This window comes from Mesorhizobium sp. IMUNJ 23033 (assembly GCF_044778005.1).
Lineage (GTDB): Bacteria > Pseudomonadota > Alphaproteobacteria > Rhizobiales > Rhizobiaceae > Mesorhizobium > Mesorhizobium amorphae_A.
In genome coordinates this window covers 1-25,769 of the sequence record NZ_JBJACT010000048.1, presented here as the reverse complement: position 1 = coordinate 25,769, position 25,769 = coordinate 1, and the positions used below count along the sequence as shown (strand labels likewise).

31 protein-coding genes and 2 pseudogenes are annotated in these 25,769 nt (G+C 57.2%); 22 read left to right on the top strand and 11 right to left on the bottom strand.

Features of this window, described 5'->3' with window-relative positions; all coding sequences use genetic code 11:
* Nucleotides 1–110 precede the first annotated feature (110 nt).
* A complete protein-coding gene (locus tag ACFX5Q_RS32510) occupies nucleotides 111–425 on the bottom strand; it encodes a hypothetical protein (protein ID WP_404284371.1) in 315 nt (104 codons plus the stop codon).
* A 258-nt stretch (nucleotides 426–683) separates the two neighbouring features.
* Between ACFX5Q_RS32510 and ACFX5Q_RS32505 the strand changes: the two genes are divergently transcribed.
* The 4 genes from ACFX5Q_RS32505 (at nucleotide 684) to ACFX5Q_RS32490 (ending at nucleotide 2,745) form a co-directional block, all read left to right on the top strand.
* Complete coding sequence (locus tag ACFX5Q_RS32505; RefSeq protein ID WP_404284369.1) at nucleotides 684–1,205, top strand: hypothetical protein; 522 nt, start codon at nucleotides 684–686, stop codon at nucleotides 1,203–1,205.
* 19 nt (nucleotides 1,206–1,224) lie between these two features.
* Nucleotides 1,225–1,638, top strand: a complete 414-nt coding sequence (locus ACFX5Q_RS32500; RefSeq protein WP_404284368.1) for a phage holin family protein — start codon at nucleotides 1,225–1,227, stop codon at nucleotides 1,636–1,638.
* Nucleotides 1,619–2,275 (top strand): hypothetical protein, encoded by a 657-nt coding sequence (locus ACFX5Q_RS32495; protein ID WP_404284366.1) that lies wholly within the window; start codon nucleotides 1,619–1,621, stop codon nucleotides 2,273–2,275. Before ACFX5Q_RS32500 ends, ACFX5Q_RS32495 begins: the two co-directional genes overlap by 20 nt.
* Nucleotides 2,276–2,451: 176 nt before the next feature.
* Nucleotides 2,452–2,745, top strand: coding sequence for a hypothetical protein (locus tag ACFX5Q_RS32490; protein ID WP_404284364.1), 294 nt, complete (start codon nucleotides 2,452–2,454; stop codon nucleotides 2,743–2,745).
* 456 nt (nucleotides 2,746–3,201) lie between these two features.
* On the opposite strand, the gene ACFX5Q_RS32485 is transcribed toward ACFX5Q_RS32490, so the two are convergent.
* A complete protein-coding gene (locus ACFX5Q_RS32485) occupies nucleotides 3,202–4,101 on the bottom strand; it encodes a DUF72 domain-containing protein (protein ID WP_404284362.1) in 900 nt (299 codons plus the stop codon).
* 57 nt (nucleotides 4,102–4,158) lie between these two features.
* Complete coding sequence (locus ACFX5Q_RS32480; protein WP_404284360.1) at nucleotides 4,159–4,347, bottom strand: hypothetical protein; 189 nt, start codon at nucleotides 4,345–4,347, stop codon at nucleotides 4,159–4,161.
* Between the two features lie 366 nt (nucleotides 4,348–4,713).
* Between ACFX5Q_RS32480 and ACFX5Q_RS32475 the strand changes: the two genes are divergently transcribed.
* The 7 genes from ACFX5Q_RS32475 (at nucleotide 4,714) to ACFX5Q_RS32445 (ending at nucleotide 8,305) form a co-directional block, all read left to right on the top strand.
* Entirely contained in the window at nucleotides 4,714–5,433 is a 720-nt protein-coding gene (locus ACFX5Q_RS32475; RefSeq protein WP_192180679.1) for a Crp/Fnr family transcriptional regulator, read from the top strand.
* Between the two features lie 139 nt (nucleotides 5,434–5,572).
* Nucleotides 5,573–5,785: a hypothetical protein gene (locus ACFX5Q_RS32470; RefSeq protein WP_404284358.1), complete on the top strand. Its 213-nt coding sequence runs from the start codon at nucleotides 5,573–5,575 to the stop codon at nucleotides 5,783–5,785.
* Entirely contained in the window at nucleotides 5,772–5,990 is a 219-nt protein-coding gene (locus ACFX5Q_RS32465) for a hypothetical protein (RefSeq protein ID WP_404284356.1), read from the top strand. Before ACFX5Q_RS32470 ends, ACFX5Q_RS32465 begins: the two co-directional genes overlap by 14 nt.
* A gap of 316 nt (nucleotides 5,991–6,306) precedes the next feature.
* Complete coding sequence (locus ACFX5Q_RS32460; protein WP_404284355.1) at nucleotides 6,307–6,759, top strand: DUF6894 family protein; 453 nt, start codon at nucleotides 6,307–6,309, stop codon at nucleotides 6,757–6,759.
* 220 nt (nucleotides 6,760–6,979) lie between these two features.
* Entirely contained in the window at nucleotides 6,980–7,381 is a 402-nt protein-coding gene (locus ACFX5Q_RS32455) for a DUF6894 family protein (protein ID WP_404284353.1), read from the top strand.
* A gap of 96 nt (nucleotides 7,382–7,477) precedes the next feature.
* Nucleotides 7,478–7,981, top strand: a complete 504-nt coding sequence (locus tag ACFX5Q_RS32450; RefSeq protein ID WP_404284351.1) for a ferritin-like domain-containing protein — start codon at nucleotides 7,478–7,480, stop codon at nucleotides 7,979–7,981.
* 126 nt (nucleotides 7,982–8,107) lie between these two features.
* Complete coding sequence (locus tag ACFX5Q_RS32445; protein WP_404284349.1) at nucleotides 8,108–8,305, top strand: hypothetical protein; 198 nt, start codon at nucleotides 8,108–8,110, stop codon at nucleotides 8,303–8,305.
* A gap of 88 nt (nucleotides 8,306–8,393) precedes the next feature.
* Here the strand turns inward: ACFX5Q_RS32445 and ACFX5Q_RS32440 are convergent, their stop codons facing one another.
* A complete protein-coding gene (locus ACFX5Q_RS32440) occupies nucleotides 8,394–9,317 on the bottom strand; it encodes a hypothetical protein (RefSeq protein ID WP_404284347.1) in 924 nt (307 codons plus the stop codon).
* A gap of 324 nt (nucleotides 9,318–9,641) precedes the next feature.
* On the opposite strand from ACFX5Q_RS32440, the gene ACFX5Q_RS32435 reads away from it, so the two are divergent.
* The 4 genes from ACFX5Q_RS32435 (at nucleotide 9,642) to ACFX5Q_RS32420 (ending at nucleotide 14,041) form a co-directional block, all read left to right on the top strand.
* The gene (locus ACFX5Q_RS32435; protein ID WP_404284346.1) at nucleotides 9,642–10,814 is read left to right on the top strand and encodes a glycosyltransferase family 1 protein; all 1,173 of its coding nucleotides are present in this window, start codon (nucleotides 9,642–9,644) and stop codon (nucleotides 10,812–10,814) included.
* A 2-nt stretch (nucleotides 10,815–10,816) separates the two neighbouring features.
* Entirely contained in the window at nucleotides 10,817–11,956 is a 1,140-nt protein-coding gene (gene glf, locus ACFX5Q_RS32430; RefSeq protein WP_404284384.1) for a UDP-galactopyranose mutase, read from the top strand.
* Entirely contained in the window at nucleotides 11,953–13,644 is a 1,692-nt protein-coding gene (locus ACFX5Q_RS32425) for a family 1 glycosylhydrolase (RefSeq protein WP_404284344.1), read from the top strand. The genes glf and ACFX5Q_RS32425 overlap by 4 nt, the downstream gene beginning before the upstream one ends.
* Before the next feature lie 118 nt (nucleotides 13,645–13,762).
* Nucleotides 13,763–14,041: a DUF982 domain-containing protein gene (locus ACFX5Q_RS32420; protein WP_404284343.1), complete on the top strand. Its 279-nt coding sequence runs from the start codon at nucleotides 13,763–13,765 to the stop codon at nucleotides 14,039–14,041.
* A 192-nt stretch (nucleotides 14,042–14,233) separates the two neighbouring features.
* Here ACFX5Q_RS32420 and ACFX5Q_RS32415 read toward each other — a convergent pair whose 3' ends face one another.
* On the bottom strand, nucleotides 14,234–16,009 hold the full coding sequence (locus ACFX5Q_RS32415; RefSeq protein ID WP_404284342.1) for a PAS domain S-box protein: 1,776 nt from the start codon (nucleotides 16,007–16,009) through the stop codon (nucleotides 14,234–14,236).
* Between the two features lie 376 nt (nucleotides 16,010–16,385).
* Between ACFX5Q_RS32415 and ACFX5Q_RS32410 the strand changes: the two genes are divergently transcribed.
* The 3 genes from ACFX5Q_RS32410 (at nucleotide 16,386) to ACFX5Q_RS32400 (ending at nucleotide 17,985) form a co-directional block, all read left to right on the top strand.
* Entirely contained in the window at nucleotides 16,386–16,676 is a 291-nt protein-coding gene (locus tag ACFX5Q_RS32410; RefSeq protein ID WP_404284341.1) for a DUF982 domain-containing protein, read from the top strand.
* The gene (locus ACFX5Q_RS32405; protein WP_404284340.1) at nucleotides 16,655–16,903 is read left to right on the top strand and encodes a DUF982 domain-containing protein; all 249 of its coding nucleotides are present in this window, start codon (nucleotides 16,655–16,657) and stop codon (nucleotides 16,901–16,903) included. Before ACFX5Q_RS32410 ends, ACFX5Q_RS32405 begins: the two co-directional genes overlap by 22 nt.
* A gap of 98 nt (nucleotides 16,904–17,001) precedes the next feature.
* On the top strand, nucleotides 17,002–17,985 hold the full coding sequence (locus ACFX5Q_RS32400; protein WP_404284338.1) for a YihY/virulence factor BrkB family protein: 984 nt from the start codon (nucleotides 17,002–17,004) through the stop codon (nucleotides 17,983–17,985).
* Between the two features lie 158 nt (nucleotides 17,986–18,143).
* Here ACFX5Q_RS32400 and ACFX5Q_RS32395 read toward each other — a convergent pair whose 3' ends face one another.
* Together ACFX5Q_RS32395 and ACFX5Q_RS32390 are read right to left on the bottom strand one after the other, a co-directional pair.
* Nucleotides 18,144–19,544, bottom strand: coding sequence for a phospholipase D family protein (locus ACFX5Q_RS32395; protein ID WP_404284336.1), 1,401 nt, complete (start codon nucleotides 19,542–19,544; stop codon nucleotides 18,144–18,146).
* Nucleotides 19,545–19,639: 95 nt separating this feature from the next.
* Nucleotides 19,640–19,954: pseudogene (locus tag ACFX5Q_RS32390) on the bottom strand (DUF763 domain-containing protein); the annotation flags it as partial.
* Between the two features lie 679 nt (nucleotides 19,955–20,633).
* Here ACFX5Q_RS32390 and ACFX5Q_RS32385 point away from each other — a divergent pair.
* Together ACFX5Q_RS32385 and ACFX5Q_RS32380 are read left to right on the top strand one after the other, a co-directional pair.
* A complete protein-coding gene (locus ACFX5Q_RS32385; protein ID WP_404284335.1) occupies nucleotides 20,634–21,269 on the top strand; it encodes a DUF6766 family protein in 636 nt (211 codons plus the stop codon).
* Between the two features lie 481 nt (nucleotides 21,270–21,750).
* Nucleotides 21,751–22,026: a hypothetical protein gene (locus ACFX5Q_RS32380; protein WP_404284333.1), complete on the top strand. Its 276-nt coding sequence runs from the start codon at nucleotides 21,751–21,753 to the stop codon at nucleotides 22,024–22,026.
* Nucleotides 22,027–22,078: 52 nt separating this feature from the next.
* Here ACFX5Q_RS32380 and ACFX5Q_RS32375 read toward each other — a convergent pair whose 3' ends face one another.
* The 3 genes from ACFX5Q_RS32375 to ACFX5Q_RS32365 all read right to left on the bottom strand — a co-directional run bounded on the left by ACFX5Q_RS32375 (nucleotide 22,079) and on the right by ACFX5Q_RS32365 (nucleotide 23,605).
* Entirely contained in the window at nucleotides 22,079–22,234 is a 156-nt protein-coding gene (locus tag ACFX5Q_RS32375) for a hypothetical protein (RefSeq protein ID WP_404284331.1), read from the bottom strand.
* A gap of 309 nt (nucleotides 22,235–22,543) precedes the next feature.
* Nucleotides 22,544–23,053, bottom strand: coding sequence for an Hsp20/alpha crystallin family protein (locus tag ACFX5Q_RS32370; protein WP_404284329.1), 510 nt, complete (start codon nucleotides 23,051–23,053; stop codon nucleotides 22,544–22,546).
* Between the two features lie 84 nt (nucleotides 23,054–23,137).
* Nucleotides 23,138–23,605 (bottom strand): Hsp20 family protein, encoded by a 468-nt coding sequence (locus tag ACFX5Q_RS32365; protein ID WP_404284328.1) that lies wholly within the window; start codon nucleotides 23,603–23,605, stop codon nucleotides 23,138–23,140.
* 222 nt (nucleotides 23,606–23,827) lie between these two features.
* Between ACFX5Q_RS32365 and ACFX5Q_RS32360 the strand changes: the two genes are divergently transcribed.
* Nucleotides 23,828–24,082 carry a hypothetical protein gene (locus tag ACFX5Q_RS32360; RefSeq protein WP_404284383.1) on the top strand — a complete coding sequence of 85 codons (255 nt, stop codon included), beginning with the start codon at nucleotides 23,828–23,830 and terminating at the stop codon, nucleotides 24,080–24,082.
* A 188-nt stretch (nucleotides 24,083–24,270) separates the two neighbouring features.
* On the opposite strand, the gene ACFX5Q_RS32355 is transcribed toward ACFX5Q_RS32360, so the two are convergent.
* Entirely contained in the window at nucleotides 24,271–24,579 is a 309-nt protein-coding gene (locus ACFX5Q_RS32355; protein WP_404284326.1) for a DUF982 domain-containing protein, read from the bottom strand.
* A 377-nt stretch (nucleotides 24,580–24,956) separates the two neighbouring features.
* Between ACFX5Q_RS32355 and groEL the strand changes: the two are divergent.
* A pseudogene (gene groEL, locus ACFX5Q_RS32350) lies at nucleotides 24,957–25,769 on the top strand (chaperonin GroEL); the annotation flags it as partial.

Genomic DNA, 25,769 nt, shown 5'->3' with positions numbered 1-25,769 from the left:
ACACTAAGTTCCTGCAAAACTGTCGTCGCGCCTACATCCTAGAAACCTCACCACCCCGCGTTCACAAGCACGTCGATATGTCGACCGGTGTTGGGCGAGATCTGTTGTATTCAGCCCTTTTTGTAGGCGCCTGGCTGCCGTCCTGCCTTTGGCGCCTTGGCGTCTTTCGAGCCCTCCGCGATCGCAGGGCCCCCGCCAGAGTTCTTTTGCGTATCGGGGCTTGGAGCCGCCCGCCTAGCCGGGTTCTGTCCGTCGGACTGGCGGGTCTGTTCGTCCACGTCGCCGGCGGGCCGAGTCAATCCCATCCCGCTTGCCGGCTTCTTGTTGCCTGCCGCATCCTGGGAGAAATTGTCCGACGGGTCGGGGTCGTTTTTTGCTGGGTACTTGGTGGCGCCGGTCTCACGACGGTTTTCGTTTGCGGTCATTGTTCGATCCTCCTTGGGGATGATCGTAAACAAGCACCGAGGTGCTTAAGTTCCCACGCCTCGTTTCAGGGATGGACGCGATCTCCATCGCCCGATTCGCATCATAAAACCATGCGTGTTGGACCTCAGCCGTTGCCGAAAATTACCCGCCTGGCGGTCCCGTTCGTCGCCGCTCCTCGGAGCAACAAAAAATTTGCCGACGCTAGGAACCGCATGGTGCCGGCGGAGTTCACCTCCAATGAACAGGAGTAAAACATCGTGAACACACCCAACCCTAACGACCCCACCGGATTTAATCCATCTGATGAGAATTGGCAGAATCCGTCCAGCCCGAAACCTGCCGGAAAAAGTGCGGAATCCCTCGGCAAATTGAAGTCGAGTGCGACGGAAACAGCGACCAATCTGAAAGACGCTGCGGCCTCTGTAACGGCCGACGCAAAGGACTACGCCGGGTCCGTCGCTTCCGATGCTGCGGGCGCTTTCAAAGAAGCGGTTGAGACGAACAAGACCGCTGGAGCAGACGCAATTGCCAACATTGCGCACTCCGTCAAGGAGGCCGCGGACGGTATCGAAAAGCAAGCCCCTCAGGTCGCAGGCATGGTGCGCCGCGCGGCTGAAGGTGTGGAGCGGATCTCGACCGATATCAGAGATCGCAATGTCGGCGAACTGTTCGACTCTGTTACGAAGTTCGCGCAGCGTCAACCAGCAGCGTTTTTTGGTATCGGTATCCTGGCCGGCGTGATGCTCACCCGTATCATGCGAAGCTCGGATCGGTCCTGAGAAGAGAGAGGCTTTGTCCATGGATGATGATGGCGATCGTCGCCCCTTTGGTAATCTCGTCAGCGAAGCGATCGGTCAATTCGCTTCCTTGATGCGGTTGGACATGCGCCTGCTCGAGGCGGAAATGAGGAGCAAGACCTCAACACTCGTCTCCTCGGGTGTATGCGGGATTGCGGCCGTAATCCTCTTCATCCTGGCATCTTTCGCCATGGTCCAATTCCTGATCCTGGCGGTAATTCTTGCTGGTATCAGCGCAATGGTGGCGTGTCTGATCGTTGGCATTGCGTTGTTCGGGGGAGGATTGCTTTCCCTCTACCTGGCAAAACGGGCATTGGTCGGATGGACCATCACCCCAGTCGAGACTGCCAACCAGGTGCGCAGCGATCTGGCTGCGGTGAAGCAGGGGATACGCTATGGCGCCACTCAAAGATGACCTGAGAGAGATCCAGGAGCAAAGCAGACTGGAACGGCAGGCCCTGTTTGCGCCTGTAAGCGAAATAAGCCGCCGCCTGCAGCCGCGGCATCTGGCCGACGCGACCACTCAATACGCGAAGCACAAGGTCGCCGAGGTCGTTGGTGGGGTGTCAGCCTCCATCAAGGAAAACGGCGGCACAGCGGCGGCGATAGCGCTGGGCGCGGTTGCGGTATTTGATGCCGGCAGAAGGAGCGCTGAAGGCGAAAAAAGGCTAAGGAAGAACCCTGTCGAACCGAGCGCGCCAGAACCGCGTTTTGGAGCGACAATTCCCTTTGTGAAGCACGCGCCTCAGACCGTCACAAATTCCGCTCGGGTAAAGGTTATCGCCGGTTCAGCCGGAGGATTGTTGCTGGGTCACATTATCGGCAGGTCGTTCGAGCCAACTGCGAAAGAACGTGAGATATTTGGGGAGGCGTCCGCCGAAGTCCGGCAATCGGCCTCTGACTTTGTCGATCAGCATTGGCATGGTGCAAAACTTGTAGCTGCACAGGCATTCGGGTTCGCAAGATACTCCGCCTCGTTCCTGGCCATCATGGCCGCGGTCAGCGATTATCTCGGTCGCGATGGCGGTGATCCGCCCCAACACAGTGACTAACTAGCACGTCATCAAGCGCGGATGCCCATCAAAATGCATTGCCTCCTTGTCCGAGAGGCGGTTGTCCTTCTTGCCTTGTTTGGTAGCCATGTATGCATCTCCTCGTTGTTGGAGACCAGCGTTCCTTTGGAACGCTCTGTCGTCTTGGACATTGCTTGGAAGCAGGAGGTGCCCCCATGCCCAATTTCCGCTTTGAGATCGTCGGCTTCGGCAAGACCACGACATTGGAGGAAGAGCTTCCCAGCGTCGACCTGGCCAGTCCACGAGCAGTCGAGATGGCTCACGCCGCCCTGTTGGCAGCAGACTCAACCGAGGCTGATCACTCAGGCTCGATTATCAAGGTTTACGATGAGGCAGGCTATCTGGTTGCCACCGTCCGTATTTCCGACGTAGTGCGTGATAATTCCGAGGTGCGATCTGGCAGCAGCAATCCGCCCACCGAAGAGCCCGGTGTGATGCGGTCTGGTTGATCAGTCTGCATCGGCCAGTCAAGTCAGCCAGCCCTCCCAAGGCCTCGACTTTGTTTTCTGCGTTCGATGCTCCGGGCGTTTCGACGAGCAACTCTCAGTTCGGCAAGTGTCGGTTGCCACCAACCCCTCGACCGTTCGTCCGCTCCTGGCGGACTGCGTGCGGGCCACGTCCTGACCAATTCGGGGAGCGTGGCCGAACGCCAGCGGTGCGCTGTCGCGTGGCAGCGCCCTCTGTTTTGCCCGGTGTCCCAATGTGGGCTCAAATCGCTTAGGCGATTATGAGTTTGCAAATAATCACCACCGGCAAATTGGCATGGAGGTCTCTTTTTCGGTACTGACGAAATCGAGCTAGCAATACGGAACGCCTCGTTATCGCTGGGGCGGCGACCGGCACGGGGGGGGTTCGCGCGACGTCAAGATGAAGCGGAATTGCATCGGCTTTAGGTGGTTGATCGTCTACGGTTCTTTCCCTAACAAGTGCCGCATTGCCAGGGCATTCTTTGGTGCAAACCCTTCATAGTCGTTATTGAAATAGACCCAAGCTCTCTTGGCGCCACTGGCCCGGATTTTGTCAGCCCATTTCGTGAGCTGGTCTGTTGTGTAGTCATGCCGGTACCAGCGCTCTGGACCGTGGAGCCGTACGTAGACATCATCAGCTGTCCGCACCATGGCATCCGGAAGACGAGGGCCGCTGCATGAGCAAAAGATCGTGCCTGTCTCACGAAAGGCTAAATATACAGTCTCGTTCCACCAACTGGCGTGACGAAACTCCACCACATTGCGCCGGGCCGGGTCGAGTTGGCCGAGAATGTCGCTCAGTCTCGCCTTTGTAAAACGGTAACTCGGCGGGAGCTGGAACAGAAAGCAGCCCATCCTATCACCGAGGATATCGGCAATCATTCCAAAGTCCCTTACGAGGGTTTTGGTGCCCTTAAACCTCTTGATGTGTGTAATAAGCTCACAGACTTTTACTGTATAGACAAAATTGCGTTTACCGGGGTGCCGAAACCAGCTTTTCACATTTGCGACGGTCGGCCATGAATAAAAGGAGGCATTGATTTCGACAGTATCAAATCGTGTCGCATAGTGATCGAACCATTCGCCTGTGGGTAGATCCGTCGGGTAAAACTGTCCCCGCCATTTCCAGTAAAACCATCCCGAGCAGCCGACATAGGCATATGCCTCCAAACAGGACACCGTATCCCCACGCTCTGCTATTCTACTGGCAAAGCGAGCGGTATGCATTTTGGCAGCACGTCCAACGTTTTCAATTCGCTGCTTCTCCCTGCGCAGCCTACGCCGTTCACGACGCTCATCTGATCCAAATTCTTCCCGCTTTATGGCTTCCGCACTCATTTGTCCGCGCGACCCTCGATAGGCAATCCTCGCGACCGCTAAGCCAACTACTATTTTCTATTTTCGCTGCAGCGGGAATGTGGCGTCGCCATCTTCGTTCCCTGACAGCACTCGAGGGTTCGCGCTCGATACGCCATCGTTCGTTCCTCCTTTATGATTCTTCTCCGACTGGCCTTTAGCGTCCGCTTCAGGAGAGCCCTTTGTTGTGCGGATCGGTGTGCGTATCGCTGGGGTTTTGTCAGCCATTGCAGTGTTCTCCGTTGAGAACGTCCAACTCTGGGCGGCCACCAAAGTTCCCCCTGTTGCCGCGCGCCTATTTGCCGTCCGAGGAACCAAGCGATCCGTTGCCCGTTGCCAGCCATTGGGAACATGCGAGGAATTTGGCATGGTTGCACCGAGAGTTGCCTGGAAGGGTTTTTCTGAAGATCGGTTCAGTTTCGTGCGGCGTGAAAGTTGTGGGGCCGCGAGCGAGGCCTCGAACTCAACGTGGTCGACACTCGCTATCTAAAAAAGCCCCATTATCTAGTATCCGCGCACGGTGCCTACATCAGGCTGGACTAAACCCGTGCGCGTTGGCCGCTGAAAAGCTGGAGCCTGGGTGTAGGAACCGCCATGCTTGAATCACTTTACCTCAATCTCGGTCAGCATGACGAAATCTCGGACGAGGAAAAGGCGCTCCTGAATGGAGCAATGGCGTTCGAAAAGGAGTTCGCGACCGGACAGGATCTGGTGTCGGTTGGCTCAAGACCAATCTACAGCACACTGATTCTGGATGGCTTGGCAGCGCGATATAAGGTTATGGAGGATGGTGGACGGCAGTTTACTTCGTTGCAGGTGCCTGGCGATTTTGTGGATCTCCACGCTTTTCTCCTAAAAACAATGGACCACGGCATCATTGCGCTGTCGCCCTGTCGTGTGGTCGTCGCCGACCACGGTCGGCTGCGCGCTATTACTGAAAGGGCTCCCCATCTCACACGGCTGTTGTGGCTAGATACGCTGGTCGACGGCGCCATCCACCGCGAATGGATCGTGGCTATGGGCAGACGGTCGAAGGCATCTCACCTGGCGCATCTTGTCTGCGAGCTTTTCGTGCGGCTGCAAGTTGTGAAGCACACCAATGGCATGAGTTTCTATCTACCAATTTCGCAAGCTGAATTGGCTGATGTGCTTGGGCTCTCGGCCGTGCATATGAACCGGGTCATCGGCGCGTTGCGAAAGAGCGGGGTCATTAGCTGGGCCAACCATGTCGTCACCATTCTCGATTGGCAGCGCCTCACGGATATCGCCGAATTCGATCCCACCTATCTCAGCCTGACTCGGGAACCTCGATAGAAAAACCCTAGCTCCGGTTCCCGCTTAACATTTGAGCGCGACGGTTTTCATCGAAGGTGGTCTGATGGTTCTGTCGCCGGCCGTCAATGGGCTCCGGTGCTTGAGAGTCTCTGTGCTCCCGCCCCCCCAAGGAGCTACAATGGAAAAAATAGATCCTCGTCCCCTCTCAGCGTTCGACATTGATATCGTGCGAGGAGCCTTTAGATCATCCGTTGCGGAAGGTCTGGTGGGAGAGAGCCGCTGGAACCAACATATTAAGGACCTGTTCAAGGAATTGACGGGCTACACGGACGTCGACGCCGACATAATCCAATGGATAGTCAGGAAGGAGCCGGCCAATGGCCAAATCTGATCCGGTATCCGACCACGGCCCTTACGAGCCCGCCTTCTTTGCCCTGAAGTACAATATGACGTTGAAAGCCGCGGAGGTCGTTCTCCACGCCAATGGCCCATCAAGAAACGCCTGCGATGGAGCGGCAAGGGCTTTCACGGCGGCTGTTGCGGCGAGAAAGCAGTTGCAGTTCGAGAAGGATCAGGTCTCGTTTCGGAGAGCCTGAAGCGGCCAAAATCGAATATCCAATCTCCTCTGCCCTACGGAGATGCGCCCGCTGGGTGTCGATGAAGATCATCCGCGGAGAAAAGCATCGAATTCCCTTCGTGAAATCAAGCTATGGCCTTCCGGTCGCTGTTCGATAGGACTGAACAACGCTGAACTTCAAGCTCATGAATGAACCACAGCCGCGTTCAATCCGCCGGCGCTAGCTTAGTTCCTCGCCCTAAGTGGGAACGTATCGGATGCAGCTGCCTTGTTGGTGCATCTAGGGATTGCTCGCCAAATTTTTTGGTCGAGCTCAAGCTGGGAAGGAAATCGCCTTGGCACGGTACTTTTTTGATATCCACGACGGAAAGGAATTTACTGGGGACGAGGAAGGAGAGGTCTGCGGCTCTCTTGTCGAAGTAAGTGACTACGCTGTCAGCGTGCTCCCTGACCTTGCCAGGGAAGAGCTGCCGAACGGTCCTAACAGGCTATTCTGGATCAAGGTTCGGGATGAAGACGGCGCTTACATCTTTCGTGCATCGCTGGCTTTGACCACGACATGGCTCGTCGAGGATAGTAACGGTCTGCCACATCCCGGCGAAGGCCTCCAGCTAGCCGCCTTGCGGCGGACGCAGGAACAATTCAGAGCGATTAGGCGTGATCTTGCGGAGGATGGCTTGCGCGAAGGAATGCTCGAAATTGACACTCTCATAGGCATCGCACAGACAGAGGCCGAACGGATGATCAATCGTCTCGGTTTCGACGAATCCAACGAACCCCAGAACTAACCTACGACCGCCGATGCTGGGCGGCCTTCTAATCCTTGCTACAGGCCTGCAAAGCCGAGACCCTTGCACTGGCTTGTCGATTGCCGGTAGCCAGGTCAGCAAATTTTCAGTTCGCCAAGGAACATCATTCAGCATCGAACATTGCCTCAAGAGACAATGCGACAGGTGGCGAATGGAACTCGTGAACACGTTGGTGAGCCGTAGTACATCGGAGCACGTAGTGAAATTTCTTGGTGAAGGCGGCGAAGCCGTCAGCGTTACGATGGCCACTGGCGACCAGGTCAGAGAACACGCCGAAATCATCGAAAAAGCCAAGCAGATGCTTGTCCAGATCGTGGCTTTTGACCAGCCCGATGTTGGCACGGCGACACCCGAGGAAAGCGAAGCCGGGGTCTACACATTCGAATATCGGGACCACGGCGTTGCCCGGATCATGCCGGGCATCTCGTTACCGTCCCGGCAAGCTGTTCAGGATGAAGTCAAGCGCTCGGCCGAAGATCTCTGGAAAGACGCCCTCGACAAGTTGGAGGCGCCAGTCGGATGGGCCGTCAGGGCACGTGACTCGCATGGCGAGGTCGTGGCGACCTGTAGCTACGAGGACATTCAACTGCGCGAGCCATAAAATTTGCTTCGGCTCGGAACACGAAAGCACCACGACTGTTAACGGACGCCTCCCAGTCGAAGAGGCGCTACCAACAAAAACAAGAAGGAAAACGCTATGTCGACGAAATCATCAAAAGGCCTGAACGAACTTTTCCATGACACTCTCAAGGACATTTACTTCGCCGAGAAAAAGATCCTCGCGGCGTTGCCGAAGATGGCAAAGGCTGCGCAGAGCCCCGATCTGAAGGCCGCCTTCGAAAAGCATCGCGGCGAGACGCAGGAGCACGTCGCTCGCCTCGAACAAGTGTTCGAAGCGATCGGCGAGAAGCCGGCCGCAAAAAACTGCCCTGCTATCATGGGCATCATCGACGAGGGCGCCGAGATTATGGAAGAATACAAGGGTTCGCCTGCCCTGGACGCCGGCCTGCTGGCCGCCGCCCAAGCAGTGGAGCACTACGAGATCTCGCGCTACGGAACCATGCGGACCTGGGCGTCCGAACTCGGCCTGACAGAGGCGGGTAGCCTCTTGGACCTGACGCTTAGCGAAGAAAAGGAGACCGACGAGGCGTTGAGCGAGCTTGCTGAGGCCTCCGTCAACATCGCCGCCGAAGCGGCCTAGCGAAGCCGGGAACTCTCTCGTTCCCGTCCTCTCGAGCCTTGGTGGTCGATCACCAGGGCTCACACTCCCTGATCTTCAATCACCCCCGATCAGCCATCAAGCAGGGGTGCAAAACAGGAGAATGAAATGGGCTTTTTCGGCAAGTACTTCTCCAACGTTGGCGGCAAGAAGCCCGCAGAGAGGGAGAAGAGCGGCGAGAAGAGCGGCGACATGCGTAAGGCTACCGGTGCCGGCCCCGCGCTCGCCGCCCATTCCAAGGACGCCAAGTCAACGGCTGCCACTGGTCAGAACCCCGCGGCTGCAAGGAAGAAGCCAAATAGCTAGTACAAGCTGGGCTACAGGATCGAAATCGCGTCGCCGGCGACCAAGAAGAGTTGCGGCGGGAGGCAGAGGTTCTGGGGTCAAGACAGCGTCAGGCTACTTGTGCCAGAATCCCACTGTCCAAGTCGCATCTGGCGACCCCATACCGCCAACGATGGTTAGTCGCTTCACGGCGGCACTGATAAAACAATGTCAGCTGCCCTCCTTCGATCAAAACCGTCGAATGCCCGTTTTCGCCGGGCTCTCCAGGTTCCAGCACCGGTCCAACGGTTAGATACGGCCCCTCGACCTGATCAGCGATGGCAAAGAAAACGCGCTGCCGACTGCCGCGGGGGCCATCCGGAAGAAAGCAGGTCGCGTTAAGCAGGACACGGCCGTCTGGTAGCTCAACAAGTTGGGCCCCTTCGATGCCCCATTCATAGTCGGGGTGTTGGCGCGAATTGTGGTGGGGCAAGTCCGTATGGTCGAGTATCTTGCCTGCTCGCTTCCAGGGTCCGAACCACGAGTCAGACTGGCTGCAGACAAGATAAATGTCCGGCTGTGGCACTTTGGTAAATTTAGGCATGCCTGAGTAGACGATGTAACGCTTGCCGCCAATTATCGCCGGATGGGGATCGTAGATCCCGTCTTCTTCGGTGTCTGGCAAGGCGACAAGGGCTGAGTTGAGAACCACCCACTGAAAGCCGTCGTTCGAAACGACATGCTCACATCGGCCGCCGGATTTCATGAATTCCGTCTGGATGAACATATGAAAGACGCCGCTCTCATAAATCACTCCAGGCGCAGCCACGCCTGACCCGCTTACCGGCAAAACGATAGGCTCATGTTCCACCCATGGGCCGTAAAGGTCGGGAGCCGTGGCATGGAGAATCCGCCAAGTCTCACTGGTGACGGTGCCGCTTGACCCAAACATGTGCCAGAGGCTCCCGTCAAACACTGGACAGGGGTCCTTCACATCGTCAACGGCCATTGGATGAAACAACGGGAAAACGTTCGTTTCAAAATTGATCGACATCGATCCCCCAACAATGTCCGGCACCAATTCGCGGGCCAATCCTGCGAGCGAATCGTTTCATCGGTTGTTAACTTTGTCGCAGCGTCGATTAACGCACGATTAACAATTGCCGCGTGCATCTCGGCAACGACCCACGGTGGTGTGTGTCCGTGTGCTCTCACTATCCGTTGAGCCTGCAAGCGTGCGTTGGCCGATGAATCGGATTCGCCGGGGAACGAGTCACTCCCGGCAAAGTTAGAGCTACGGATAAGAAACCACATCTCGATGCCGCGATTAACATTTGTTGTACGCAAGCATCCGAAATTGCAATAAAAGGATTTCAGAATGGAAAACGCGGTTGGAAAATCGAATCAGATGCACCAGTTAGAAGAATTCTCTACAATTCTATGTTTTTCGCACCTGCGATGGAACTTCGTATATCAACGCCCTCAGCATATCCTGACGCTGGCGTCGAAAACGACGAAGGTAATTTACTTTGAGGAGCCCATCTTCGAACATGTGCCTCAAGCTTTCATGCGATCGAACGCCGTTTCGGGATCCATCAAAGTCATAACCCCTGTCCTTCCCGTGGGAATCGCTCCGTCAGATGCAGATGCGGTCCAACGAAGATTCGTCGATCTTATCGTTGCCTCTACGCCCCAAGAACATCTGACGATCTGGTACTACACCCCGATGGCATTGCGTTTCAGCGACCATCTTACTTGTGATGTCTGCGTCTACGACTGCATGGATGAGCTCTCGGCTTTCAAGGAGGCACCGCCCGAGCTCATCCAGATGGAAAGACAACTTTTGGACCGTGCTGACGTGGTCTTTACCGGCGGGCAGAGCCTTTACGAGGCCAAGCGCGGTCTGCATCGGTCAATGTTTCCGTTTCCCAGCAGCATCGACTTTACTCACTTTCATCAGGCCCGGGTGCCTGGAAAGGACGCTGTAGATCAGGAACAAATCCCGCATCCCCGAGTGGGCTACTTCGGCGTGATCGATGAAAGGCTCGACGCCGGCCTGGTGGCAGACACTGCGCTGAGAATGCCGGACGTCCATTTCGTTATGGTAGGGCCGGTGGTCAAGATAGATCCTGAGGGTCTTCCAAAGGCAGAAAATCTGCATTGGCTTGGCAGCAAGGATTACGCGGACCTGCCGCGCTACCTCAGGCATTGGGACGCCGGATGGATGCCTTTCGCCCTTAATGCGGCCACCCGTTACATCAGTCCAACGAAGACCCCAGAATTCCTGGCCGCCGGGGTCCCCCTTGTTTCAACGGCGATCGTGGATGTCGTACGGGCCTATGGCGCCGAAGGTCTTGTGGAAATCGTGGATGCGAATGACGTCGAAGCGAAGCTTCGATCGGTTTTGGCCCGACCTCGCGACTGCCTGTTGATGCAGATCGACGCCTATCTCCTGGACATGTCGTGGGAGAAGACGTGGAGCGCGATGGCGGTTCATATCCAGCGCGCCCGCTCGACCAGGAACATATTGCCATTTCGGCGGAGAGCGTGAGCATGTTCGACTGGTTGATTGTTGGCGCCGGTTTTGCCGGTAGTGTGCTTGCAGAGCGCATTGCATCGCAGCGAAACGAGAGCGTCTTACTCATCGACAGACGGAGCCACGTTGGTGGCAACGCCTACGATTGCTACAATGACGCCGGGATTCTGATCCATAAATATGGACCTCACATATTCCATACAAACGCTCAGTCGATCGTCGATTATCTCTCGAAGTTCACGGCATGGCGGCCCTACGAGCATCGTGTGTTGTCCCGGGTCGATGGGAAGCTGCTGCCGATCCCGATAAACCTCGATACCATCAACAAACTATATGATCTCGATCTGACGTCCGACCAGTTGGAGCAGTTCTTCGTTTCTCGCCGAGAAGCGGTTGACGAAATCCGAACAGCCGAAGACGTGGTAGTGAGCACCGTCGGCCGGGAACTCTATGAAAAATTCTTTCGCGGTTACACCAGGAAGCAGTGGGGTGTCGATCCGTCTCAGTTAAGCAAATCAGTGACGGCTCGGGTTCCTACGCGCACCGACCGCGACGATCGCTATTTCGGCGACACATTCCAGAAGATGCCGGCTGGCGGCTACACACGCATGTTCCGGCGCATGCTCGACAACCCCAAAATCAAAATCATGCTGCAAACGGATTATAGAGAGATCCGGGCCAGCATTCCGTTTCGCCGCATGGTCTATACCGGCCCGGTAGACGAATATTTTAATTGGAAGCTTGGTCGCCTGCCCTACCGGTCATTGCGGTTCAAACACGTGACGCTCGATCGCGAGCAATTTCAGCCGGTCGCCGTCGTCAACTATCCGCAGACGGAAGAGTACACCCGTATCACCGAGTACAAACATCTTACAGGACAGCTGAGCCCCAGAACCAGCCTGACCTACGAATATCCGACCGACATCGGTGACCCCTATTATCCCGTGCCGCGGGCTGAGAACGAGGCTCTTTACAAACGCTATGAAGCGCTGGCTGGAGCCGCTCGGGACGTCTGGTTTGTCGGCCGCCTAGCCACCTATCGGTACTACAACATGGATCAGGTCGTCGGTCAGGCTCTTGCGACATTCGCGCGAATTCAGAAGAACTTGCCGGCGAACGCGGAGCTGGAGACGACGCAGACCGTGGCTGCTGAATGACTGATGCCCTTGAGATATGGGGCGGTGTGGAATGCAGCCTTGTCCGAATTCGCGGGACGGTGCGCAACCAATTGGAAGACACCGGGCATTTGGTGCGCCTAGACGATCTTGATCTGATCGCCGGGCTCGGCATCCGTACGCTTCGCTATCCCGTGTTGTGGGAAATGGTCGAACGCAAGGCGGGTTCGTACGATTGGAGTTGGGCGGATGCGCGTTTGCAGCGTATCAACGAGCTTGGAATGCGGCCGATCGCAGGGCTGCTGCACCATGGCAGCGGACCGTCATGGACACAAATTCTCGATCCGAATTTTCCGGATATGCTCGCTCGATACGGTGCGTTGGTCGCTCAACGCTATCCCTGGATAGAGCTGTATACGCCCATCAACGAGCCGCTCACGACTGCCCGGATAAGCGGGCTCTACGGGCACTGGCATCCGCATGGCACCAGCGAGGGGATATGTCTGCAGCTGACTGTGGCTCAATGCAGGGCGATAGCAATGACGATGAAGGCAATCCGCCGATACGTGCCGCAAGCCGGCCTGGTTCAGACCGAGGATTTCGGGCGTGTTTTTTCAACTCAGCGACTCGCTTACCAGGCAGAGCATGAGACCGAGCGACGTTGGTTGTCACTGGATCTCCTAGCCGGGCGAGTCGATCGACAGCACCGCTTCTACAAGCGGCTTTTAGACGCCGGAATTGTTGCTGACCATCTCTCGGAGCTAGTGGCGGAGCCATGCGTCCCCGATATGATCGGCATTGATTATTATCTCACAAGCGATCGAATGATCGATGAGAGGGTCGATCAATTTCCTGACGAAATGGTCGGCGGGAATGGCATCGACAGCTATGTCGATATTGCGGCCGCTCGATCCAACGCACGGGATGATACAAGCCTTAGGTTGAGACTTGATGAACTCTGGGATCGCTATCACCTGCCGATCGCGATAACGGAATTGCACAACGGGTCCACGCGCGATGAACAGATACGCTGGCTTGTCGAAGGATGCAAAGCAGCGCAAGCAGCCAAGGACAGTGGCGTCGACGTCCGTGCGGTCACGGCTTGGTCGCTGTTTGGCGCTGTCGACTGGAACTCGATGTTGGTGAGGCAGGACGGATTTTACGAGAGCGGCGCCTTCGATATACGCGCCGGTGCACCTCGGCCAACAGCGCTCGCGGCCGCGATCGCAGGGTTCGCCAAGCATGGGTCTGTCGACCATCCCGTATTGGATCGACCTGGCTGGTGGCGAGCAGAGCGTAATTCCGAGAGCGGTGGACGGCCCCTGTTGCTGGTCGGGTTCGGCCGCATGATCTCGATCATTGAGCAATGTTGCACCAACCGCAGGTTAACGGTCAGCGCAGCAAGGCCAGACAAGATCCAACTGCTGGTAGCAAAACATCAAGCATGGGCCGCAATAGAAGTCGACGGCGGCGAGCTGAGGCGAGCCGGCTCGCCAGCCGTCGCCACCCGAATGTTGTGCAGATTCCCGGATGGGGGTGAGTTATTGCTGCAATGTGATCCCACACATCCCTCAATCGAAGTGGCAAATGCGCTTCTCGATCTGGTGATCGACGGCCAACGTGGCGCATTTCAGCTTTTGCAAACCGGCCCCGGCAATCAATACGAATTGTTGCCGCTACCCGCAGAGGCCCCTAGCGGACAGAAGTTTCCTACGAGCAAGGTGGCTTAGCAGCGGCCGTCGCGTCGGCCTGCAATGGTCGGGCGCCAAACCACTGCTCGGGGGAACCAGATAGATCGTCCTTCGTTAAAGCCCGATCCAGAAACGCCGGGCTCATGAGGAAGAAACAATGAGCAGATTTCTACCAATAGACCTCACCTTCGTCGACGGAACAACGATGGTTGTTTCCTCGATCGCCGATGCCGAGAAAGCGCTAGCAAAGCAATGGCGCAATAAGGAAGCGAATAATTATGTGGAGGCGGTACGGCTACTTGCTGGGGCCAAGAGCGGCATCTGCAAGCCGGAAGTGGCGTTTGAAGCTTTCAAACGAGCGGCACTCAAGCAGCGCCTTGTTCAACCGAGAAAAACGAGCGCCGCACTCGGCATCCTGGACGACCTGGTGTCGTAGTTTCACAGCAGAGCAGGGATTTTAGCTCGCCCCGGCCGACAGAATTTTCGTGGGCGTTTCGGGGGCATCGATCAAAATATCAGCTTTCTGCCTACGCATCGGGCTACGAGGGCGATCGACACGATTGGCATATCTCGAATCGCCCGGCGGGACGGCCGCCGCTATCTAGGTGAGCGCGCGGGCAGAAGGCAATCACACTGGATCGCTCGCACTGGCTTCTACAAATGCCAGTGGTGCCTCGAGTGTCCAGAGGACCGCATCCTCGCTGTATTCCAGATCGCCTTTACCGCTCAAAGCCTGTGGCGCGACTCGTCTCAGTACCACAGTTCCGAATCCCCCTTTCGCAATAGACTCGACCTTTGGGCCGCCTGTCTCGCTCCAAGCGAGCTTGATGATCCGCCGTCCCTCGATCTTGGTCACCTTCCAGTCTACTAAAATCTTGCCCCTATCGGCGGAAAGAACACCATATTTGGCGGAGTTGGTGGCGAGTTCATGAAAGGCGATTCCGAGATACTGAACAGCGTTGGGACTAAGCGTAATGGAGGGCCCCGACATCGAGAGCAGCTGGTCGTTACCAAATGGCTTCAATTGCGCCAGCAACAACTCGAAAATGGTCGCCCCTTTCCAATCTTCCGACACCAGCAGATCATGGGAACGCGAAAGCGCCATTATGCGTTCACGAACCTGATGCTCGAACACCGCCGGACTTTCGGAGCGCTTATTCGTTTCGCGGATCATCGAAAGAATGACTGAATACTGGTTCTTTACCCGGTGGTTGACCTCGCGCATGAGCAGTCGGATGCGGTGTTCACTGTCCTTTGCAGCTGAAATGTCTCGTGCAATCTTCGAAGCCCCAACAATTTTCCCCGCAGCGCCGCGTACAGGCGACACCGTTAGCGAGACCGGAACCAGGCTTCCGTCCTTGCGCTGGCGGACAGTTTCGTAACTGTCGACCCGCTCGCCCTTCCGAATTCGGTCAAGAATATGAGGTTCTTCATCCTGGTGATCTTCCGGAATAAGCATGTTCACACGATTGCCAATCGCCTCGTCGGCAGTATACCCAAAAAGCCGCTCCGCGCCGCCGTTCCAGCTCGTGATGATCCCGTTCAGATTCTTGCTGACGACAGCGTCGTAGGAGGACTCAACGATTGCTGACAGGTGTTGCCGGGCCTCCTCAGCCGCCGCGCGCTCGCTAAGGTCCACAAGCATGTTGACGGCACCAATCAACTCGCCGTTTTCATTACGTATCGGGGTCGGAAAGGGCTGGAACGGAAACAGCGTTCCGTCCGGACGTTGTGCCAAAGCCTCCTGATTCCGGACGGGACGATTTTCCCTAAGTGTGATTGCCATCGGGCATTGATCGTGAGGCAATTCCGAGCCGTCAGGATTGAACAGGCGGAAAGTAACACACCACTTGTCTTTGCCGATTTCTGGCGTCCGGCCGGCAAACTCCGCCGCTGCCGGATTGAAGTAGGTGATGATGCCCTCCTCATCGGTCGTATAAACGGCGACAGGCAGCGTATCGAGGATCTGATGAAATTGGTTGTCTTGGCTGACCAGTTCGGCCCGTGCGCGCTGCAAATCTGTCACATCGACCGTGAAGCAGCGCGTCGCCACAAGTTGTCCCCCTTCAAAATGAGCGGTTGATGTGATCTCGACGTGCTTGATAGACCCATCCGACGTGCACAGGCGTGCAGGGTATTTGTCGATCTTCTCGCCGCGGCGGAGACGCGCAAGAATGTCATCAACGACGTCCGCGTCGGGATAGAATTCGCCGATGTTGCGGCCTATGTAATCATCCGCCTCATAACCGAGCAGATCGAATTCGGCCTGATTGGCGTGAATGATCGTTCCGTCACCATCCACGACATGAAGCGCAAGACCGCCATTCTCAAAAAAATCCTTGTAGTCGAACTCCGCACGGGCGGACCGCGCGTCTCTCATGTTTACTACATTTATGTCTGTCACGTTGGCCCCCTGTAACCACAGGGAACCCGGCAAGTCGCATTTGGTTCCTTGTCAGAGGAACGCATTTCCATTCTCGCAATGGCGAAAATCTGTGGCGCCCGCAGCGGGCGCGGCTTGGGCAAGGGGAGGCCGGCGGGGCAGCCGCGCCGCCGCACCCGCGCCCCTAGGCTAGCGGAGGCCGGGCCAATTGGATCGCCACGGCGGGCAATCGCATCGAGGATCGCGTGACCCTGCATGTCCCGACGGCCACCCGGCGCGTGCCGGCCAATGTTCACAATCCTGCTGGGATGCCAAGCATGACGCTTCTGACATCCATTTAAGGCATCGGCAACCTCATCTGGGTTCGAACGTTGACGTCGAACAAGAGGGGCGTCGCATGGATGACAAAAGATTCGATCGGCCGGTAAAGGTTCGGCTCGCTGAGGGTGCGAAGGTGCTCTCGGTAAGTTCCGCCTATCAGGCGTCGGGGCTACTAGCCAGCACTGATTGGCCAGCTAAGCGAACCGCGCTGCATCGAGTTGCATTTGAAGCAGCCGAAAAGGTACTGGAGGGGAGCGCTCCGCGGTCGACAGTCGCGCCCGTTTTGAAGAGGCCGCTCGCGAAGCTGGGATACTGGTTGACCCCGATCTCGAAGCCCGGCAACGGATGTATTTCGAGAGCGGTGTAAAAATCCGGCCTTACGGCAAATCTTCCGTGCGCGATGTAAAGTCGGTTGACGGCGCCTGCGAAGTGCTCGTTGACTGGCCGCACGCCAAGCGCGGTCCTAACTATCAATCCGCGCGTGAAGTGGTGCAAGCAGCACTGGACGGCAAAGCAACGCCAGATCAGGCAAGAAAGGCTTTCGCGGTATTAGCAGCGGATGCAGGCATCCTGGTTGGACGCAGCCCTGCCTAAGGGAATGCCAAATGTCTTCTGAAGCGACTGGGAGGCAACATGCGACTGGCAGACAGTCATCGCTAATCGACGACGAAGCGGCTAGCCGCGCGTCGTCAATGACCGAAGACAGCAAATTGGCCCTAAGGTTGGAGCAAGGGGACCGTGGTCGTGATGCCGTTTGGCCCTCGCAGATCCCGGCGCTCGGTTGGAAGGATATTTTCTGGCGGCTGTGGGAAGAGTTCAACAAGGACCGGGTCCTCCTGGTTGCAGCCGGGGCTACATTCTATCTCCTCCTAGCGCTCTTTCCGGCGCTGGCCGCGTTCATTTCAATTTATGGTTTCGTCGCGGATCCGGTCTCGGTCGCGGATCATGTCGCATATCTCGGCGGATTGCTGCCAACGGGTGGACTCGATCTCATTCGCGACCAACTCCAAGCCCTGGCAAAACAAAAGCCGGTCTCCCTCGGGACAGGTTTTTTCATTGGTCTGGCCATCGCGCTCTGGAGTGCCAACAGCGGGATGAAGGCGCTTTTCGATGCAATGAACATCGCCTACGAGGAAAGCGAGAAACGCAGTTTCATTACCCTAAATCTGATGTCGATTCTGTTCACCGTTGGAGCCTTGCTGATTGGCATCGTGCTCCTCCTCACGGTGGGCGTTGTCCCCGCGCTGTTGCGCTTTTTCTACCTTGATTCGTGGACGGAAGTGCTTATCGCGGTATCCCGATGGCCTGTCCTGGTCGTGGCAATTTTGACTGGGATTTCGTTACTCTACCGCTTCGGACCCAGCCGTGAACACGCGAAATGGCGATGGCTAAGTTGGGGGTCCGTGTCGGCGACGGTGGTGTGGATCGCTGCATCGTGGATCTTCTCGTTCTATCTCCAGCATTTTGCCAACTACAACGCGACGTACGGATCGCTTGGCGCTGTTGTCGGCTTGATGATGTGGACATGGATTTCTGTCATTATTCTCATCGCAGGCGCCGCCATCAATGCGGAGATGGAACATCAGACGGCCATTGACTCGACCACAGGTCCGGCGCGACCCATGGGCGAGCGCGGTGCGGTGGTTGCCGACACGTTGGGCAAGACTGCGGATTGATATTCTACGTTGTGCATTGTCGTTGCCCACGATCCACGACAAGCAATCTAGGAGACAAGGGCTAAGCGCAGCGCAGGCCTCATAATTTGTGGCCAGCTCCACGCACCAGACACGTCGGCGACGCTAGCAAGAAGGTAGCGCTGTATGTGGGGTGCCGGCTAAAGCTGAGACTCGATCGGAAGGTGGCGGACCAAAGCCGCCAGAAACCGGCGAAAAATTCCGGCTTCCGGTTCATGCGTGTAATCCTGGACCTTGCCTTCGTCGTATCCGTGCCAGTGTAGAACATTGTTTTTCAGTTCCAGCCGATAGCTGGTTTCTGGTGAAATCTCTGTTTGAAAAAAGTGCCGCAGTTCACCGACTAATTCCTCATCCCCAAAGAGCACTCCCATCTCCGAGTTCAAAGAAACTGACCGTGGGTCAAAATTGAAGGAGCCGACGAAACCGGTCGTATCGTCAACCGTAAAGGCCTTGGTATGCAGACTGGCACCCTTAGAGCCAAACACCGAGATTGCCGGTCGGCGAGTGAAGGGTTGGAGCTCGAAAAGCCTCACGCCATTCCTCAGCAATCGCTTGCGATAGTTTGCGTAAGCCCCATGCACCGCGGCGACGTCTGTAGCGGCCAAAGAATTGGTCAAAACCGAAACGTCGACCCCGTTGCTGACGAGGTCTAGCAGGATCGCGCAACCCCTTCTGCCAGGGATGAAATAGGGGGAGACAATTTCCAGACGAGTTCGCGCCGATTGAATGATGGGACGCAACTCTTTCATAAGCCAGCTGCGACGTCTCCACCCGCGCACCTTCTCTGGAGGATCGGAAATCACCCGAGCTCGCTCTACCCAGTGCACGTCGTTGCTGGCCGCGATGAACTCGGCGATTGACCCTCTGTCACCGATCCCGTTCAAAAGCTTTGACTCGGTTTCGAGATCGCTTCCTGCAAACAAATCGGAATGGTCGTTGTCAGCGACGGAACCCAGTGATTCAATTGGTTTTGCGTCCTCGCAAGCCCAGAAGGCCTCAAATATTTCGGCGGTTTGCTGCACGGCAGGACCGAGGAGCAGCACATCGAGGTCGCGGAAATTGGTTTCCGCTGCGTCGAAATAGGCATCGCCAACATTCCGGCCGCCGACGATTGCGATGTTGTCGTCAGCGATCCAAGCCTTGTTGTGCATCCTCCGGGTCAACGCAAAAAGTCGCAACAGAACTTCCACGCCGCGAAAAATGCTGCGTTGCCTGATGCCGCTCGGATTGAAGAGCTTCAATTCGATGTTTGGATGATTGCTCAGCGCTCGATAGGCAGAATCGCTTTTGCGCGGATTGACGTCGTCAAGGAGCATACGCACCCGCACGCCGCGCTCAGCGGCCCGGACAACTTCCTGCAGAAGCAAGCGGCCGGTGTGGTCATCGTGCCAAAGGTAGTACATAAGATCGAGGGTTCGGACCGAACTTCTTGCCGCGAGGACGCGCACGGCGAAGGCGTCATAATTGTCCGCAACGAGCAGCAAGCCGCTCCTACCCGCTTTGATATTGTCCTCCGCAATTCGCGAAACAGATACGTCCATAAATTGACTACCTTTGGCGGCGATCGAAGCCGGCCTTGCTCAAAATCATAGCAAGAACCTTTCAGGGGTAATCTGGTTGCATGTGCAGCTGTCTAATCCCCGCGGGTTCGGTCGGCGGCCGCCGCGATGTTGCCGTGAAGCCGGCGCATGATGACGTCGCTTTCACGCACGTCATGGTGCCCGGGCATCACCAGATGCGGCAGCACCGGCTGTTCCGGCGGTGGCGCCGTGCCCCGCTCCAGCGCGGAAAACTCCCTCGCTATCCGGTCCGGTCCACGATCGTGCAAAAGCGCCAGTTGCCCCTGGCGTGAGGCATCGGCGCGCCTGTGCGTCAGATTGACGATTTCGCCTTGGTTGGCGCCTTCGATCGCGGCCTGCGGCTGGTCGATGAAACTTTTCAAGCCGTCGCTGGAATGGTCCTTTCGCAGGTCGGCGCCAATGTCGCCGTGGCAGTAGCCGGACGCATAAATTCTTCGCGAGCTTTGAGCCGCCGGCACGACCGGAACAAGGCAAAGTTGGTTGCGTTATGAAGTTATCGGTGGCGTTGGCCACCTGCGTCCGCGGAGATTTTTACTTATGTCAGTCCAGTGTCGCGTTTCGGTCGACGTAGCCAGTTCATCGAGAGTGTGACTTTTCAGGTCCTACCACGTGTCGGCGAAAGCGTTTCCATGTCGATTGGCGGGGCGCCCACCAATCTTCGCGTTTCGCGAGTATTGCATCTGCCGGACGGTGAATCTCCTGACGGCTCGCTCATTGTGCTTGAACTTACCAGCAAGATTCTCTGAAGGTTTTCGCAAAGTGAGGCCTTTGGCGTTTGGTGCTGGCGACAAACCAGTCCGAGAGGATTGAAATCGACTGCACGGGCGTTGGGATCCGGCTGCGTCACGTACCCAAGCTCTTCGTGAGGTGCAGGAACTTCATCTGACGTTGGCCATTGAGCTGCAGGGTGCATGCACTTCAGCCCGATGCCGTCAGACGAGCGATTGGAGCTATCTTATGCAGGCTCCGTCTATCGCGACTTAGCGAGCAGTTCGAGGCCTTCATGATGCACCCGAAGAACCGGAACAAGCAGTTGGTTGAGGAAACGTGTTGAGAGCCTTCCTTCGTAACAACGGGCTGACAATCGCCCTGGTCTCAATGTTCCTGTTTTGCGTGCTTGGCATGGTCTGGTCAGGCCAAGCAGCCCACAATGAGGAACTCCGGGAGCACGGCACACCAGCTATCGGAGTATTTGCCTATCTGAAGAGCGCAGAGTTCTCGGCGCTTTTCGAAAACTGGCAAAGCGAATTCCTGCAGATGGCGGCCTATGTGATGCTGACCGACATGCTCTTCCAACGAGGCTCCGCTGAATCTCGCGATCCCGATGAACCCCATAGACCGGAAGACGAACTCCCATCCGCGATCCGCATGCGAAAGCCGATACTGTCGTGGCTCTATTCCTACTCGCTGGGCATAGCCCTGGCCCTACTGTTTATACTCTCATTTGGCTTTCACTGGTGGACAAGCCTGACGGCAGCAAACGAGACAGCGCTGCGCCACGCGCAACCAATCCAATCTCTGAGAGACCATCTTCTCAACGCCCAGCTCTGGTTCGAATCTTTCCAAAACTGGCAGTCGGAATTTCTGTCTACGGCAGTCCTGGTTCTGCTCTCGATATTCCTCCGGCACAAGGGCTCCCCGGAATCCAAGCCCGTCAATGCGGCAAACTCAGACACGGGTGAGTAGACCGCGATTGCCCCGGTGGGCGGCAAGATCGCCTACTCGGAGCTTTCCGGTTCAGAAACGGCTCGGCTCTGAGAGCCGCCGCCTGGTTCGCCGGAACGGCGCGGTTCAAGAACCGAGCACGCCGTCTCAATGGAACGTTAGCAGCTTGGAATAGTTGAGTTCATGCTCGGATGCCGCTGCTTGGCTCCGTCGCAGGCTGGTGGGCACATCGGCCGCCCGCGTCGGCCCTCCGTGACGTGGGCTTTTTTCGTTTCGTGCCGGAACAATCCGCTCGCCTCAATCTTTGGCGCTTGTGGCGCTCCAACATTGGCTCCAAATCCTTGGGCGCCGCCTCGGGACGCACAGTCACTGCCTGCGATTGAGCGCAAGGCGATGCTTTGGGATCTCGTGAAGCCTGCCGAAGGCATCATCCAATATAGCCAACACGTCGAAGGCGGCGGAGCCGAGTTCTATGCAGCCGTCGACAAGATGGGCTGAGGGCATGGTCTCGAAGCGACGCGGCAGCCCATACCATAGCGGCCCGTCCGACATCTGGGTGAAGACCAAGTGTTGGGAAATCGGCGACTTCGAACTGCTGGGCATCAAGCGGGAGCCTGGCAAGCCGCCGCAGGGCATTATGGCGCGCGGCGGAAAATATGCCGGCTCGGCCACGGTCGCCCTGACCAAGGAGATGCGCGAGCGTCTATGGCACCGAGTGCGCAGGGATGGGCGCCGCCACCAGGACTGCCGAAAGCCATTTCGAAGGCGGAATGGCTGAAGCCCGGCATCACTGCCCGCGTCAGATATCTTCGAGGCGAGCCGAAATTGCGTCATGCTACGGTACAGGATGTGAGAGAGAACTGACAGATCCGCTTCGGCAGGATGAGCCACTTATGTCTGTTTCGTCTTAACAGGGCCGTGGCCGTTGACGGCATTGCAATCCTGGAAAAGCTGACAAATGCCTGTCGCGCCTGTTCGGTTGTCATCTGCCCGGCAATCGCGGCGTTGCAGCTTCTCATTGCTTAGCTGTATACCGGTCCCGACGGGCCTTCGGCCATTGATTCAAGAATACGAGCGCCTCCCGCACCGAGTTGATGTCGTGTATCACGACACTGGTCTTAACCTGCACGGGGGCAAGGAAAGCCAGACTGGTCATTGTTACCTACCTGGGATTGCAAGGGTTGATTCAGCATCCCATGCTGCGGCTCTTCGTTTGAGGCTGTCGAACGTCATTTGACGACCTCGCTATCTGCGAGGGCCGGGGCTGGACGAGCCCCGCCCCTTCTTCGCGACCGTCATTTGCTGCCATTGATTGCAATGCGCTTGGCGTTTGCCTGGGCCTTCTTGGTCTTCGGCAGGATCACGGTGAGCACACCGTTCTTGAAGGTGGCTGCCACGTTGTCCTCTTCAACTTCACGGCCGAGACGGAAGCGCCGCTCAAAACGCCCATAATAGCGTTCGCTGAACTGGCGGTCCTTGCCCTCGGCCTCTGCTTTCTTCTCGCCGCGAAGCGTCAGAACACCATCATCCAGCATGACCTCGACGTCGTTTTCATCGAGGCCAGGGATTTCGGCCGTCACCTGGATCTCCTGATCGGTTTCCGAGAACTCCACGCTTGGCCAAGTGCCGTTGAAAGGGGCCATGCGGCCCAACACCGAAGGCGTGTCAAAACCGCGGAACACCTCGTCGAATAGCCGGTTGACATTGCGGTGAAGCGACAGGAACGGATCCATGTCGTCACCGCGATAAATGCTCGGTGCCTGGCTGCCGCCACGGCTCCAGGGAATCAAGTCACGTACGCTCATTTGTCCTTCTCCTTTCGTGCTTTGGGTCGCAACCAAACCCACCACGACAAATCGGGGTGGTGGGCGCCGACCAACTGCCGGGTATCAAGCCGCCGCGTTTTCAATGCGCTTGGACTCCGCCTTCTTGCCGGCGTCGACATTGATCGCGATACGCCGCGGCTTCATCTCCTCGGGAATTTCTTTCTTGAGGTCGATGATCAGCAGACCGTTTTCGAGCTTTGCCCCGACAATGGTCACATGATCGGCCAGTTCGAAGCGGCGCGCGAACGACCGCAGCGCCAAGCCATGATGGAGGTATTGAACCTCGTCGTTCTCTGTCTTGGCGCCCTCGATCACGAGCATATTTGGCTCCTGCGTGATCGTGAGCTCGTCTTCGCCGAAACCGGCGACCGCAAGGACAATGCGGTAGGTGTCTTCGCCGAGCTTGGCGATATCGTAAGGCGGCCAGTTGTCCGCGTTCTGCGGGGGGCTGGCGTTTTCGAGCAGGTTGAAGATGCGGTCAAAGCCGATGCTCGACCGATAGAAGGGGGAAAAGTCCAGGTTCGTTCTCATAACTACATCCTCCTTGGAGCAACATAGATACGAGGAACGCCAAGAAGCTTGGCGCTCCCTGACACATCGGCCCCTTACGCGGCGACCGACGAAGATGAGTTGGGGATTGATTTCCGCCGCGTCAAGAGGATCGCCAAGGCAGTTTCGCGATTGGCTTCGGCTGGTGGCAAGTGCTCCATCGAATACCCATCTGCTTCGCTAGATTTCGAACGGAGGAAAAGGATGACCATGACACGCCAAGACGTTATCTCGGTCCTCGGACGCGTAGACGACGTAGCAATTGCGGAGATCATCGCGTCCGGTGCCTCGCTCGAGGAATTGAGAGAGGCATGGGCCTGGGCCTTTGGTGATGAGGCTCTGATGAGCCAGGGACGACCGTTGCCAGGAACACGGGTGGCAGCGCTAATCGACCTGATCGAGCCCGACGACGAAGGCGACCTGGCAGATCCGGCCAAAGCGGACCCGGGCGAAGCGTGAAGAGGCTGGCGGGTCCTGCCATTCAGGCTGACGCGCTTAGTCGCGCGATCCGCCTGGTAAGTTGTCTGTGCTGAAGGCATCTATATGAACAGGCAACGATAAGAGGCTCGGCCTTCCCGCTCCCGGTGCCCCGGCGACGCACGCCTTTAATGCTGCGGCGGTAGATTGCCGCCGCAGTGAATTTAGCCCTAACTTTTTAGAAGATGGTCTACCTTGCTGATCTTCGGCCCTGTCATCCATGGCGGCGCCACGGGCACGTCCTCCATGACACCGACCCTACGTGCCCAAGTCGTAAAGGCCTTGTTCGCCGCCTCGACAGACTTCCGACCATCGTAGGCAGAGTAGCATGCATCAGACGCCGCTGCGTGGAGGAGGCCGCGCCTTTCAACCGGCCATTCTTCCAGAAACTCTATCGCATCCATGACACAGCCGATCTTTTGGACAACATAGCCGTCGTCTCTTACGAAAACCGGCTGTTTGAACGTCGCACTCTCCATAGTGACCTCCCTTCAAACCGTGGGGCAACTGATCCTGCCTCACCATGCGCGGCGATGATCAGTTCCCGGCAAAAGCATGCCGGCGAGCTTGGCGAACGCCACGGCAAACCAGGACGGTTACCATGCGTTCCTCCCGCTCCTATTCGACTCGACATCCGGCAAGTCGCACTCGGCACATAGGAAAAAGATTGGAAGCACCTCTTTTCAGTTCAAGGGGAGCTGTCGGGACGAGCGGCCAGCACCTCTATGAATCGGATGCAGTAGCAACTGGAAAGGAGCGTGTCCTGGTGCCGCTTGGCCAAGTCGCTTTGGGCCAGTACAATCAGGATATGAAAAACGCGAAGCCTGCTTACGTCGTGTACAACCCGCCAGTGCGCGAGGGCGTGATTACGGTCGAGGAAGCGAAAACCGCGGAAACCGAACTGGAAGTTGTCGAAGGCATGCAGTTCGACCGCGGCTATCTCAGCCCGTATTTCATCACCAACCAGGACAAGATGCGCGTCGAGCTCGAAGAGCCTTACGTGCTGATCCACGAGAAGAAGCTGTCCAATTTGCAGGCGCTACTTCCGGTGCTGGAGGCGGTGGTGCAGTCGTCCAAGCCCCTGCTGATCATCGCCGAGGACGTCGAGGGCGAGGCGTTGGCGACGCTGGTCGTCAACAAGCTGCGCGGTGGCCTCAAAGTCGCAGCCGTTAAGGCGCCCGGCTTTGGCGATCGCCGCAAGGCGATGCTGGAGGATATTGCCATCCTCACCGGCGGCACCGCGATCTCGGAAGATCTCGGTATCAAGCTCGAAAACGTCACACTCAACATGCTGGGCCGCGCCAAGAAGGCGGTGATCGAGAAGGAGAACACCACCATCGTCGACGGCGCCGGCTCGAAGAGCGAGATCCAGGGCCGCATCGACCAGATCAAAGCACAGATCGAGGAGACGACCTCCGACTACGATCGCGAGAAGCTGCAGGAGCGCCTGGCCAAGCTCGCTGGCGGCGTCGCCGTCATCCGCGTCGGCGGCTCGACCGAGGTCGAGGTCAAGGAACGCAAGGACCGCGTCGACGATGCCAAGCATGCGACGCGCGCTGCGGTCGAGGAAGGCGTGTTGCCAGGTGGCGGCGTGGCGCTTCTGCGTGCGGCCAAGGCACTGGACAGTGTGCAGGCCGAAAATGAGGACCAGAAGCACGGTATCGAGATC